Here is a 13,329-nt window from a genome sequence, read left to right on the forward strand (position 1 = left end):
CTATAATCAAATGAGGCCTCATACGGCTTTAAAATACAAAACGCCCGATGAAGTACATCGAGCGTTTTAGTTAAAAAGTGTCAACCCATATCAGGACGGGTCAACCAAACTCTGTTATTTTCTCTGCTTATTGATTTAAGCTAAGCCTCGATCACCTACCTCATCTGGCAACTGATGCAAAAGCCATTCTCTAAAACGTTTGACGCTGGCTGGGATTAAACCTCTATTTTTAGGTTCAAGCATAGAAAAATTGGAAGGTGTTGAAAGCACGTGTTCGACTGGCCTAACCAAAGCGCCGCTTTGTAAATAGTCGTCCACTAATGACCCCCAGGCTAACGCGATTCCCTGACCATTAATTGCCGCTTGTAACAGCATTGGATAGTTATTGATGTTCATGCGATTACGAGGCGAAATATTTGGCAACCCCACACTTGCAAACCACTGCTCCCAATTCACCCAATCTCTTTGAGACTCTTCCAGATAGAGTAACGTTTTATTGAAGATTTCTTCTGGCTCACTAGGCTGGCCGATTTTCTCTAAATAAAGCGGGCTACACACAGGGAATACCTCTTCTGAAAATAGCGTTGTCACATCCATTTCCGCAGGTGGAGTGCGACAATAAAACAAGGCGAGATCGCAATCTAATCGGCGTAAGTCCAACACATTATCTGAGGCCAATATCCTTATATCGATGTCATCATGTTCATTTTGAAATTGAGCAACCTTAGGCAACAACCACAAGGCTGCCATTGCATTTGTCGTCGCAACCGTGATCTTTTGTTCGCCCTGCCATTTCTTCACTTCACCCGTGATTTGAGCAATATCGAGCAAAGATTGGCTGACAGCTTGATAATATTGAAGACCTGTAGGCGTTAAATTAATGCTTCGATTGGCTCGCGTGAACATAGCCTTGCCTAAGTATTCTTCTAATTGTCTAATTTGGCGACTGATAGCACCTTGGGTCACGTTTAGCTCGTCAGCGGCTAACGTAAAACTCAAGTGCCGCGCCGACGCTTCAAACGCAACGAGGCTATTTAAAGGTGGGAGGGGTTTGATTTTCATGTATCTTCCAGTAAGGCAGTATTGTAATTATTTTTATTCCCGGCAATCTTATGTTGCACGTGGATAATGCCATTCTGGACAACACCTCAAAAACGACAATTTATAAATGATAAAAAATAGAGATGAATCATAAATTGTTGTGAGAGAGACTGCCGTATACAGTTTCGTGGCTACAACGAGCACAAAAAGAGGAGCAGTTACTCCTCTTTTGTCTAGCCTTTTGCTCACTTTGTACGAGTTAGCCCATCTACCCTATTGCCAGTTTAGTACTCGCGTAACGCGCTTTTTTCTTTCTTGGACTGGCTAAGAAGTACGCTAATGTAAGAGGCCCTAATCGTCCCATAAACATCATGAAGATGATCACTAACTCACCTGGTTCGGACAAACTGCCCGTTAAGCCTCGCGATAACCCAACCGTACCCAGTGCCGAGACCGCTTCGAACATAATATCTAACATAGACGCTTTCTCTGTCAGTAACAGCGTGAATATGGCAAACCAAGTCACCCCCACCGAGATCAGAGTCAGCGCCAATGCCTTGCTGATGGTCTCTTTGGGAATCTCGCGTTGAAAGGCATAGGTTGCTTCATCGCGACGCAAATAGCTGTAAGTTGCCAAGACTAACACCATAAATGTCACAACTTTAATGCCACTTGCCGTACTCAATGATCCACCGCCGATAAACATCAACACCAGAATGATCGCCGTTGTGGCATCTTCCAACTGATCGATAGCTAAAGTGTTGAACCCTGCCGTTCTTGGCGTCACCGCTTGAAACCACGATGCCCACCATTTCCCTGCTTCGCTCAACGGGGCAAGCGTGTTGGGGTTGTCATATTCAATCAGATAAATCGCGATAAGTGCCACCACGTTAATGATCATCGTGCCTAAGATCATCATTCGACTGTAAACGGTGAATCGATGCCAACGGCGATTGCGTTTTAAGTCAATCCAAACCGAGAAGCCTAAACCACCAATAATGAACAAACTGGTAATGGTGAAGTTAACGACCGGGTCGTCCACGTAAGGCATTAAGCTATCGGCACTCAACGCAAAACCTGCATTGTTAAACGCACTGATGGTGTAGAAGAAACCATGGAACAAACTGGTTTCCCAGCCCAGCTCTTCACTCCAATAAACGCTCAAAATAGTGAAACCAATAAGTTCAACGAGCAGAGCGAACATCAATACAGATTTAGCGGTGGCAATGAGTGTCGATGAATCAGTCTGGTTGAACGCCTCTCTCGCGACTGCTCGCTCCAAAAAGCCAATTTTGCCGCCCAGAGCCAGCAAGGTCACGATAGCAAACGTCATCAAACCTAGGCCACCACATTGAATCAGGAAAGCAATAACCACTTGCCCAAAAGGCGTAAACGCCGTGCCCGTGTCTACCACAACTAATCCCGTCACCGTAATGGCCGATGTTGCAGTAAACAGGCTTTGAATCCAAGTGATGGGCTCTGTGGTGGCAATCGGCAGTTTGAGTAAGACCGTGCCGAGCATGATCAAGCACGCAAAGCTGAGGCTAAGTATTAATGGCGGTGCGCCCAACAATTTTTTGCCCGCTTTGGGTTTTCGCTCGAGTGGGATAATAGAGGGATGCCACAAAACCATGTTACACCAACCTTGGAGCGACGTATTTCAGCTCAGCGCGACTACCGCAAAGCAACAGCGTGTCGAACTCATTAAGCACAAACTCATCATTGATATTGGTGTAGACGGCTTCTTCGCGCTTCACCAAGATAGGCTGAATGTTGTAACTGCCTCGGCTGATCAACTTAGAAAGCGGTGTATCGTGCAGATTGGATTTAACGTGGATTTCCACCACATACAAACCATGCCCCATTTCCAAATAGTTGTTCACCATCGGATAGTTGAGTGCCTGCGCGACTCTTACGCCCATCTCCTCTTCCGGATGAATAATGCGTTGTACACCAAGCTTAGACACGATGGTGTGGTGCGCTTTGGTGCTCGCTTTGACCCAAATGGATTTCACACCCAGATTTTTCAGCGCCAGCGTACACAACAAACTGGCTTGCATGTCTTCGCCAATCGCCACCAACACCACATCACTGTTCGCTAGCGCTAACTCTCTGAGTGCGCCTTCGTCTGTTGCGTCACATATGACCGCTTGCGTTAACTCTTCGACGTATTTTTCGACGATTTTCGGGTCGCTATCCACCCCCGTTACGGTGTGTCCAAGATGAATAAGTTCTAAGCTAGCGGCAACGCCAAATCGCCCTAAACCAATTACTGTAAAGTGAGCCATATCAATACCTAACTGTGTTTTATGTATAGAAAATGCTAATGCGTTAAGGGCTAGGCTGATTTTCCGTCACGAAAAATAGGCAACACGAATCCTGTTCGAGTGCCGATAACCAGCACTAAACCTTGGCATTAACGTTGATTAAATTTGGAATTTAGTGGTGCTTGGACGTCTCAAGCACTAAACGATAACCCAGCCCCGGCTCGGTTTTTAATAGCCGCTGTTCGTCAGCACTATCGTTCAGTTTTTTGCGTAGTTGACTCACTAACACGCGTAAGTAGTGAGTGTCTTCGACATGACTTTTTCCCCAAATCACCGCTAGCAAATGAGTTTGCTCAATGAGTTTTCCCGGCTTGAGAATCAACTGTTCAATGAAAGAAAACTCTTTCTTGGTGAGTGGAATTTCCCTCTGATCCAACCAAAATTGGTGAGTACTTTTGATGATTTTGACTCGGCCAGCCACCAGCTCATCAGCGACGGTTTGCTCATCCACCAAATCTCGAACCAGCACTTTGATGCGCGCGATGAGCTCTTTTACGCCAAAAGGCTTGCTCAAGTAATCATTCGCGCCCGCTTCTAAAAGGCGGATTTTTTCCTCTTCTTGATCGCGAGCTGTCAGCACTAGCACTGGCGTTTTATAGGTCTGACGAAGCGTAGTGAGAAACTCCTTCCCATCGCCGTCGGGCAAGCCTAAATCTAGCAGAATGACGTGTGGCGAATGTGCTTCGAAACACGCTTTGGCTTCTGCAATGGTACTCGCGCCAATGTAATCAAACCCTTCAGCAGACAGCGAAATTCGAATAAAGGTATGAATGCGAGGCTCATCGTCCACGACTAAAACTTTGTAACTCACGCCTGCTCTGCTCCTTGATTGAGTGGAAGTAGAATGCGGATCAGCGTCCCTTCTGATACTGGCATAGATTGAATCTCTCCTTGGTGTGCGATGATGATGCCTTTGGCAACCGCGAGTCCCATTCCGGTGCCTGAATCGGCCGATTTGTTGTTCGCGCCGGAATAGAAAAGGTTGAATATTTTTTCCGCATCTTCAGCTTTGATGCCAATCCCCATGTCACGAACATCAATCACGCACGACAAACCCTGCTTAGAAAGTGAAACCTCAACAGATTCATTCTCTGGTGAAAATCGCATGGCATTATCCAACACATTGAAGATCGCTTGTTCGATGAGCGAACGACTTACTGATAAATAGCCAACGGCATCATCCATATTCATGGACACTTTCTCGGTGTAATTCGGCAAACGAGAAACCGCATCCCGCACAATATTCGCAATAAGTTCATCTTTTTTGGTAATTTTTAATGTGCCATGCTGGAGCTTAGTCGCCTGTAAGAGGTTCTCTATATATTGATGCAAGCGGTGGCTTTCTGAAGTCGCACTGTCGAGCAATTCTTTGCGCTCTAAGTCATTGAGCTTGGGCATGTACTCGTTGAGTGTGGTCAATGTTCCAATAATGGTTGCCAGCGGCGTGCGTAGGTCATGGGACACCGATAGCAGGATGCTGTTTTGCAGCTTGGTTTGTTTTAACTCTCCCTGCTGGCGACGATAGAGATCCGCAAAGGTGCTGGTGATAAATGCCACCACCATAAACACGACTAAATTAAAAATGTCTTCCGGACGAAACATCTGCAAAGAGTAACGAGGCGTCGTGAAAAAGAAGTTGAAGCTCAACGCTTCGATCACCGCCGCTGCATAAGCGAATCGCGAGTTGCATTGAAACGCCACTACCACGACCGCTAACTGTAAAATCAGCAGGACTGCGGCTGTAGAGCCAAACAGTTGGTCTAACAGCCATGAGACGACAACCGCACCAACAATCACGGTAGTAGAAAAGAGAGAGGTGTTATCTCGCCATTGAACAAACATAAAATACATCAACCAAAATTCGATGTAGAAAACTTTAGCAAAAGCCCATTCGGAGTTCGCGTAAAAAAAGCGTAAAAAATTCAATAACGACAGTGAGTTATAAACATAATCATCATTAAGTTGGCCTAACTCAATGAATAATCACAAGTTAACGTTGCCCATTAACGCCTACTTACTCGGTATAAACGACAGACACAAAAAAGAGGAGCATTTGCTCCTCTTTCGTGTAGCGTCATATTAGATGACTTGCAGTTGAGCATCACCTTGCTCAGACAAAAATCCGCCGGTTTGATGCTTCCACAACTGAGCGTAAACACCACCCAATTGCAGCAGCTCGTAATGCGAGCCTTGCTCAATGATTTTGCCGTCATCCATTACAATCAAACGATCCATCGCGGCAATCGTTGATAAACGGTGAGCAATCGCAATCACTGTTTTTCCTTCCATCAGAACTTCAAGGTTTTCTTGAATTGCCGATTCTACTTCTGAATCAAGTGCAGACGTTGCTTCATCCATGATCAAAATTGGCGCGTTTTTCAGCAGAACGCGAGCAATCGCCACACGTTGACGCTGACCACCAGACAGCTTCACACCGCGTTCACCCACTTCAACGTCATAGCCAACGTTACCTTGCTCGTCTCGTAGAGATTGAATGAAATCATGAGCATGTGCTTTCTCAGCAGCTGCGATAACGGCATCCATTGAAGCATCTGGATCACCGTAAAGAATGTTCTCTTTAATTGAACGATGCAGCAAAGAGGTGTCTTGCGTGATCATACCGATGTGTTGGCGAAGCGACTCTTGTTCGACTTGAGAAATGTCCTGTCCATCAATACAAATCTTACCGGTATTTACGTCGTAAAAACGCAGCAACAAGTTGACCAACGTGGATTTACCTGCCCCAGAACGACCGACAATGCCGACTTTTTCGCCCGGTTTGATAGTCAGGTTCAAGTTCTCAAATACCGCCTTCTCGTCACTGTAGTTAAAACCTACGTGATCAAAGCAGATCTCACCTTGGGAGATTTGCAAAGGCTTAGCATTTGGTACGTCTTTCACTTCAACATCGTTTGAAATCGTATTAATACCGTCTACTACTGTACCGATGTTTTCAAACAGTGCGCTAACTTCCCACATGATCCACTTCGACATACCTTGTACGCGCAATGCAATACTGATGGCAATCGCAATAGCACCAATTGTTACAGCGTGATCTAGCCATAGATAAACCGAAATGGCACTAATAGACATCAGCAGCAAATAGTTGATGGCATCCACACTAAACAGTAAACAAGTCACCATGCGCATTTGGCGGTAAACCGTCACCAAAAATTGCTTCATGCTGCTTTCTGCGTATTCCAACTCTCGTTGCGAGTGCGCGAATAGCTTTACGGTAGATATGTTGGTGTAAGAATCGACAATGCGCCCAGTCATTACAGAACGAGCATCCGCTTGCTCTGTCGCTACTCGTTTCATTTTAGGGATAAAGTAGAACTGGATAACCGCGTACATTCCTATCCAAATCACAATAGGTAGCATTAGCAAACCATCGGCTTCGCCCATCATCCAAAGCATCGAAAGAAAATAAACGCTGATATAAACCAGTACATCCACGAGCTTCATGACCGTTTCTCGTACCGCTAACGCACTTTGCATCACTTTGGTCGCAACTCGGCCTGCAAAGTCACGCTGGAAAAATCCAACCGCTTGTTTTAGCAAGTAACGGTGAATCAACCAACGGATAGACATCGGGTAGTTACCCAATAACGTTTGGTGCATCACCATTGAGTGGACAAAACCGAGAGCTGGCATCACAACCGCCACTAAGAACAGCATCATTAGCATGCGATCACCCTGGTCTTGCCAGAATGTTGCGCGATCTTGATTAGAGAGAATATCGACGAGCTCACCCATATAACGCAACAGCGTCACCTCAGTAATGGCAATAAGCGCACTGAACACAGCCATAACGAGTAAAGGGGCTTCAAAGCCACGAGTGTAAAAACGACAAAAGCCAAATAGCGTCTTCGGTGGCTTTTCGGTTTCCATCTGGGGAAAGGGTTGGGTCAGTTTTTCAAACCAATTGAACATAACAATGACTTTAGGTACCGCGAATGAATTTGCGAACGTTTTACTATCTTTTGATACAAAAGTCAGTAAAATACCGAAACAAAAGCTCAAATGATAATAATTACAATTAAGCTTAGCGTTAATCATAATTATCGGGAATAGATTTATGCAAAAGAATAACTCACTGACCATCGCTATCCGCAACGCGTTGGTTTGTGCTTTAGCACCTACAGCAGTGGTTGCATTCACAGCACAAGCTCAAGAAGACGTCGTACAAGATGACGTGATTGCCATGGAGACCATAACGGTCACCGCGCAAGCACTTAAAGTAGAAACCCCTGCGGCAGAAACGCCTCGCAGCGTATCTATCATTTCTGAAGATGAACTTCGTGTTCGTGCACCGAAAAAGCTAGATGAAGCATTACGCTACACGTCTGGTGTAACCGCTCAGCCTTATGGCGCAGACAACGACACTGATTGGTTCAAAGTTCGTGGATTTGATGCAGCGACTTACCTAAACGGCAACCGCCTATTCCGCGATGGTTACTACACATGGTTGGTCGAACCTTACGGCCTAGAAAGTGTAGAAGTCGTTAAAGGTCCATCGGCTATTCTGTTTGGTGAATCGGCACCAGGCGGTATCGTGAATGCGGTGCAGAAAAAACCAACGTTTACGCCTCAAGGCGAAGTAAAAGTCGAAGTTGGCAACAACCAACACCAATCCGTAGGTTTTGACATTGCTGACGAAGCAAACGACGCAGGCACTGTGCGCTATCGTTTGGTTGGCTTGATGACAAGCCAAGATGGTGAACTGGACGGCACAAACAACGAGCGTTTCTACCTAGCGCCAAGTGTCGAGTTCGACATTTCTGACCGTACAATGCTGACCGTTTTGGCAACTTACCTTCATGATGACGGTGTACCAACTAACCCATTCTTCCCAGCTGCAGGTACTCTGATTGGTTCTAACTTTGGCAAAATCGATCCTTCGACTAACCTTGGTCAACCAAACTACGATAAATACGAACGCACGCAGTTTTCTCTAGGTTACCTACTAGAGCACGACATCAATGACACGTGGTCACTCTCGCAAAACCTCAACTACGGTTCGAATGAGTTGTACTTGCGCAGCTCTTACGCGTTCTCAAACAACGATCCAGCGAAAGAAGAGTTAACGCAAGGCATCGTATTCCGTGACGGAAAAAACCAGAGCATCACGTTCGACAACAATGCTGTCGGCAACTGGATGACAGACAACGCAGAGCACACAGTGCTTATCGGTATGGATCTGCAATTCCACAAAACCGATGGCGACGAGCAAGACAACTATGCATTTGGCACTATCAACCCGTGGAACCCAGTTTACGGCAACTTCACCCCTCTTGATCCTGCCAACAACGTGAAACGTGAGATTGAGAAATCTCAAGCAAGTCTCTATTCACAATACCAATTGAAACTGCATGAACAGTGGATTGGTAACATAGGTGCTCGTTACGACTGGGTGAAAACAGAAAACTCTGGCAAAGGCGCTACCGTTGATCAAAGTGAATCTCGTGATGATGGTCAGCTCTCTCTAAGTGCGGGTGTGATGTACCTTGCAAACAATGGCCTGTCACCTTACGCAAACTACTCTCAGTCGTTTGAAGTGATCAGCACTATTGATACGGCAACCAATGAACTTTACAAACCGCTGGAAGGCGAGCAAGTAGAAGTGGGTGTAAAGTATGAGCCAAGCTTTATGGATGGCTTTATCAACCTTGCATGGTTCGACATCACGCAAAAGAACGCGTTGGTCACTAACCCATCAACATGGATTGCGACACAAACAGGTGAAGTGACATCTCAAGGTGTTGAGCTAGAAAGCACGGCGCAGCTAACAGACGATCTAAAACTGATGGCAAGCTACACCTACACTAAAGCGAAAACAGATGAGAGCTTTGGCCAAGGTAAAAAACAAGCCGCACTTATTCCTGAGCACCAAGCTTCTGCATGGGTAGACTACAGCGCCTACAGCCTGATTCCAGGCCTCAATATCGGTACTGGTGTGCGCTACGTAGGTGAGTCAAAAGATAACCCTAAGAGCTCGAACCTAACGGTTCCTTCAGTCACTCTTTGGGATGCGTCAGTCACTTACGACATCACTTCACAGTGGCAAGCACAGCTAAACGTGAACAACATCCTAGATAAAGAGTTTGTTTCAGGTTGCGATTACTGGTGTTACTACGGCCAGTCTCGCTCTGTTATGCTAAACGCAAACTACCGCTGGTAATTGTACTTCTACTCCCCTCTATTGAGGGGAGTTTTCTCCTAAGAGCCATCCATGTTTCAACTGTCTAATATTGAGATCGTGCGAGGTGGACGTCAGATCCTCGGCATCGAACAACTTAACATCCCAACAAATGAGCTAACGGTCGTTTTAGGCCATAACGGTTCAGGTAAGTCGACACTGGTGAACCTGCTTTCTGGTCAAATGTCGCCAGATAAAGGTACGGTAACACTAAACGATACTTCCCTTTCATCACTTAAAACCAAAGAGTTGGCAAAACAGATCGCCTATTTGCCACAAAAGCTGCCCTCTTCAGCTGGTTTAACGGTCGAAGAGCTAGTGCGCTTAGGTCGCTTTCCGTGGCGTGGGGCACTCGGTCGTTGGAAAACCGAAGACAAACAGATCATCACGCAGGCTATGGAACGAACAGGGGTCACACCTTTTGCTCAAGCTTTGGCGGATGACTTATCGGGCGGTGAGCGCCAACGTGCTTGGGTGTCTATGCTACTGGCTCAACAATCGCCAATTTTAATTCTCGATGAGCCAACCTCGGCGCTCGATGTTCACCATCAGTTTCAACTAATGGCGCTGCTGGCAGAACTGAATCGAACCGAGAATGTAGGCATTATCGTGATCCTGCACGATCTGAACTTAGCACTGCGCTACGCCACCCACATTGTTGCGCTCAAAAAAGGTAAGATTGCCTTTGAAGGCAACGCCGACATGTTGTTAGACGAGGCACGCCTTTCTAAACTATATGAGTCACCAATTAAGCTGATTGAACACCCAAGCCCGGCTAACACATTAGCGAGCCAAAAGGTGGCTGTTGTATGCGCATAATAGCTCGTTTACTTACTGTGGTTACACAATCTGCTTTTCTCCTCGCATTTTTTATGACCAATGCACATGCAGTCATCACCGTTACCGATGAATATGGTGAGCATAGTTTTGAGCACGCGCCACAACGCGTTGTAGCCTTAAACTGGGACATCTTAGAACAAGTTTTGGCGCTAAACGTAGAACCAATCGCAGCCCCAAATTTACCAGGCTACCGCCAATGGGTCGTCAATCCAACTGCACCAGAGTCAATTGAAGATATTGGAACCCGAGCAGAGCCCAACTTAGAAAAAATAGCCAGTTTGAAACCAGATGTCATCCTTGCTGCGTCTCCACAGCAAGACTTGATTCCGTTACTCAAACAAATTGCTCCGGTAATCTATTTACCTAATTTTTCTGAAAATGAGGCCGCAGCTGAAACGGCCATTCGTCACTTTCGTACACTCAGCAAGCTATTCAATAAAGAGGCACTTGCTGAACAGAAACTGGCAGAATTAGATGCTTCATTTGCGCAGATGCGCCAGCGAATTCGCCACTATTACTCTGCTCCACTCAGCGTTCTTGTGATGCGATTTTCAACCCCGAATACTGTATTACTTGCAACCGAAAACTCCACCACTGACTACGTGGTTAGAAAACTGGGATTACAGGCTCCAATTAAAGAGGACCCACGTGCGTGGGGAGTAAAGCAAGATCGAATCAATCGGCTTCAGAGCCTTCAAAACAGCTACGTTCTCTACGTACAACCTTTCCCAGAAGAACGAAAACTGAAAGAGTCGCCACTTTGGCAAGCGATGCCGTTTGTGAAAAAGCAGCGGGTAAATTCAGTCAGAGCAGTGTGGGCGTATGGCGGTGCCATGTCTTTGCAATACACCGCTGAAGCGATTACCGACAGTCTAATAGAGTTGGCACCAGAACAATGAGAACGAAACATTATATTGGTTATCTGGCGCTGATTACGTTACTTAGCGTCTTTAGCCTACAAATTGATACTAATTTATCACTTTTCGAACAATGGCAATTATTAACAAAACCAGAGGTAGCAACCGAGTTTCGTGATGTATTCTTTACGCAAGCGCAGCTTCCTAGGTTAAGTATGACCCTGCTTGTTGGTGCCATGCTTGGTCTCACCGGCAGCTTAATGCAGCAATTAACGCAGAATAACCTCACCTCGCCGTTGACTCTTGGCACCTCTTCTGGTGCTTGGCTTGCATTAGTCGTGGTAAACATTTGGTTCGTCGATTGGGTCGCCGATTACTCTGCATTAGCCGCAATGTTTGGGGCTTTAGTGGCGTTTGGCCTGATCGTATCAATTGCCGGTGTGCGTAATATGACAGGTTTGCCGTTGGTCGTTTCGGGGATGGTGATCAATATCTTGCTCGGTTCTATCGCCACAGCCATTATTATTTTAAACGCCCAGTTCGCACAGAATATTTTTATGTGGGGAGCAGGAGACCTCTCTCAATACAGCTGGGATTGGTTTGAGTGGTTATTGCCTCGCTGCGCTATCGCAATCGTAATTTTGATCGTCGCACCACGTATTCTGACCTTAATGAAACTAGGACAAGAAGGCGCAGCAGCCCGAGGCTTAGCGGTATTACCCGCGTTTGGTGCGTTAATGGTGATGGGTATTTGGCTGGTATCCGCCTCCATCACCGCAGTTGGTATTATCAGCTTCATCGGATTACTGACACCCAATATTGCCAGAGCGATGGGGGCAAGAACACCGCGCGACGAATTGATCAGCAGCATGCTTTTGGGCGCAATGCTACTAATCATCACAGACTCTGCCGCTATCTCGCTGAGCTTATGGTTAGAGGAAACCATTCCTAGCGGCGTAGCGGCTGCAGCTATTGGCGCTCCCGCTTTAATTTGGTTTACTCGTAAAAAGCTGACGGCAACCGATCAACTTAACCTTTCAATGAGCCAAGGAAAAACGGCGCTTTCTAAACGCGCGGTATGCAGCATTGCGCTATTCAGTCTGGTTGGGATTCTAGCTTACTCATTCGTTACCCATGGTATAAACGGAATTCAATGGTCTGTGCCAGGTGAGTTCCAATGGCAATTGCGTTGGCCGCGAATGTTAACCGCACTTTCTGTCGGTATTGCGCTATCCGTTGCCGGAATCATTTTGCAACGCATTGTTTATAACCCTCTGGCAAGTCCCGATATTCTCGGTGTGTCTTCCGGAGCCACGTTTGCCATTATTACGACAGGAGTCATCGCTGGGTCGCTTCTCTCCGCATTTAGCTGGGGTATCGCTTTTTTCGGAAGTATGTCCGTATTGATGTTATTGCTGATTATCGGTAAACGAAGCCATTTTAATCCATCTAACTTCGTGTTGTCCGGCATCGCACTAACGGCACTATTAGAAGCCCTCGTTCAATTTTCGCTAGCTCAAGGCTCAGGTGACAGTTACAAAATTTTATTGTGGCTAACTGGTTCTATTTATCGAGTCACAGCCGACACCGCACTGATGCTATGTTTGGCCATAATAGTTCTGGTTGCCGCTGTATTCTCGATTTCTCGTTGGCTAACACTAATTTCCATCGGGCGACAATTCTCAAATGCACGAGGGCTTAACCCTACCGTAGCCAATACGCTTATGCTCACCATCGTTGCTTTGTTATGCGCCTTTTCTACCGCTACAGTTGGTCCAATATCTTTTGTTGGCTTGGTCGCTCCCCATATGGCGATGATGTTAGGAGCAAGAAAAGTGAAAGAGCAACTGTGTGTCGGTGCCTTAATTGGCGCAACCCTAATGTTGTGGGCAGATTGGCTAGGACAAATCGCTATTTATCCAAGTCAGGTCGCAGCTGGCACGTTGGTCGCTATTATAGGCAGCACTTACTTCCTATTTTTAATGCTGAAGAGTAAATTCAGCTAAGTTGGGAATATTGTTACAGCCTAAAAATACGCTAAGAAAAACAAACCCCGCTATTTTGA

The 13,329-nt window shown here is 46.2% G+C and carries 10 protein-coding genes; 4 read left to right on the forward strand and 6 right to left on the reverse strand.

The genetic code is table 11. The features are described from left to right. Window positions 1–135 precede the first annotated feature (135 nt). The 6 genes from R7E38_RS00005 to R7E38_RS00030 all read right to left on the reverse strand — a co-directional run bounded on the left by R7E38_RS00005 (window position 136) and on the right by R7E38_RS00030 (window position 7,301). Complete coding sequence (locus tag R7E38_RS00005) at window positions 136–1,062, reverse strand: LysR substrate-binding domain-containing protein (RefSeq protein ID WP_054578636.1); 927 nt, start codon at window positions 1,060–1,062, stop codon at window positions 136–138. A gap of 247 nt (window positions 1,063–1,309) precedes the next feature. Further along, window positions 1,310–2,674 carry a TrkH family potassium uptake protein gene (locus R7E38_RS00010; RefSeq protein ID WP_226082823.1) on the reverse strand — a complete coding sequence of 455 codons (1,365 nt, stop codon included), beginning with the start codon at window positions 2,672–2,674 and terminating at the stop codon, window positions 1,310–1,312. Window position 2,675: 1 nt separating this feature from the next. Then, on the reverse strand, window positions 2,676–3,329 hold the full coding sequence (locus R7E38_RS00015) for a potassium channel family protein (RefSeq protein ID WP_005375180.1): 654 nt from the start codon (window positions 3,327–3,329) through the stop codon (window positions 2,676–2,678). Window positions 3,330–3,480: 151 nt separating this feature from the next. Further along, a complete protein-coding gene (locus R7E38_RS00020; RefSeq protein ID WP_033906745.1) occupies window positions 3,481–4,179 on the reverse strand; it encodes a response regulator transcription factor in 699 nt (232 codons plus the stop codon). Further along, complete coding sequence (locus tag R7E38_RS00025; RefSeq protein ID WP_226082822.1) at window positions 4,176–5,210, reverse strand: DUF4118 domain-containing protein; 1,035 nt, start codon at window positions 5,208–5,210, stop codon at window positions 4,176–4,178. Before R7E38_RS00025 ends, R7E38_RS00020 begins: the two co-directional genes overlap by 4 nt. Before the next feature lie 237 nt (window positions 5,211–5,447). Continuing rightward, entirely contained in the window at window positions 5,448–7,301 is a 1,854-nt protein-coding gene (locus R7E38_RS00030) for an ABC transporter ATP-binding protein (RefSeq protein ID WP_226082820.1), read from the reverse strand. Between the two features lie 145 nt (window positions 7,302–7,446). Between R7E38_RS00030 and R7E38_RS00035 the strand changes: the two genes are divergently transcribed. The 4 genes from R7E38_RS00035 to fhuB are packed head-to-tail and all read left to right on the forward strand — an operon-like array spanning window position 7,447 to window position 13,270. Then, window positions 7,447–9,549 carry a TonB-dependent siderophore receptor gene (locus R7E38_RS00035; RefSeq protein ID WP_258513846.1) on the forward strand — a complete coding sequence of 701 codons (2,103 nt, stop codon included), beginning with the start codon at window positions 7,447–7,449 and terminating at the stop codon, window positions 9,547–9,549. Window positions 9,550–9,600: 51 nt separating this feature from the next. Beyond that, window positions 9,601–10,386, forward strand: coding sequence for an ABC transporter ATP-binding protein (locus R7E38_RS00040; RefSeq protein ID WP_005375174.1), 786 nt, complete (start codon window positions 9,601–9,603; stop codon window positions 10,384–10,386). Beyond that, window positions 10,377–11,306: an iron-siderophore ABC transporter substrate-binding protein gene (locus tag R7E38_RS00045; RefSeq protein ID WP_154203993.1), complete on the forward strand. Its 930-nt coding sequence runs from the start codon at window positions 10,377–10,379 to the stop codon at window positions 11,304–11,306. The genes R7E38_RS00040 and R7E38_RS00045 overlap by 10 nt, the downstream gene beginning before the upstream one ends. Continuing rightward, a complete protein-coding gene (gene fhuB, locus R7E38_RS00050) occupies window positions 11,303–13,270 on the forward strand; it encodes a Fe(3+)-hydroxamate ABC transporter permease FhuB (RefSeq protein ID WP_206959023.1) in 1,968 nt (655 codons plus the stop codon). The genes R7E38_RS00045 and fhuB overlap by 4 nt, the downstream gene beginning before the upstream one ends. Window positions 13,271–13,329: the final 59 nt, after the last annotated feature.

It is taken from the genome of Vibrio sp. Vb2131 (assembly GCF_033338535.1).
Lineage (GTDB): Bacteria > Pseudomonadota > Gammaproteobacteria > Enterobacterales > Vibrionaceae > Vibrio > Vibrio alginolyticus.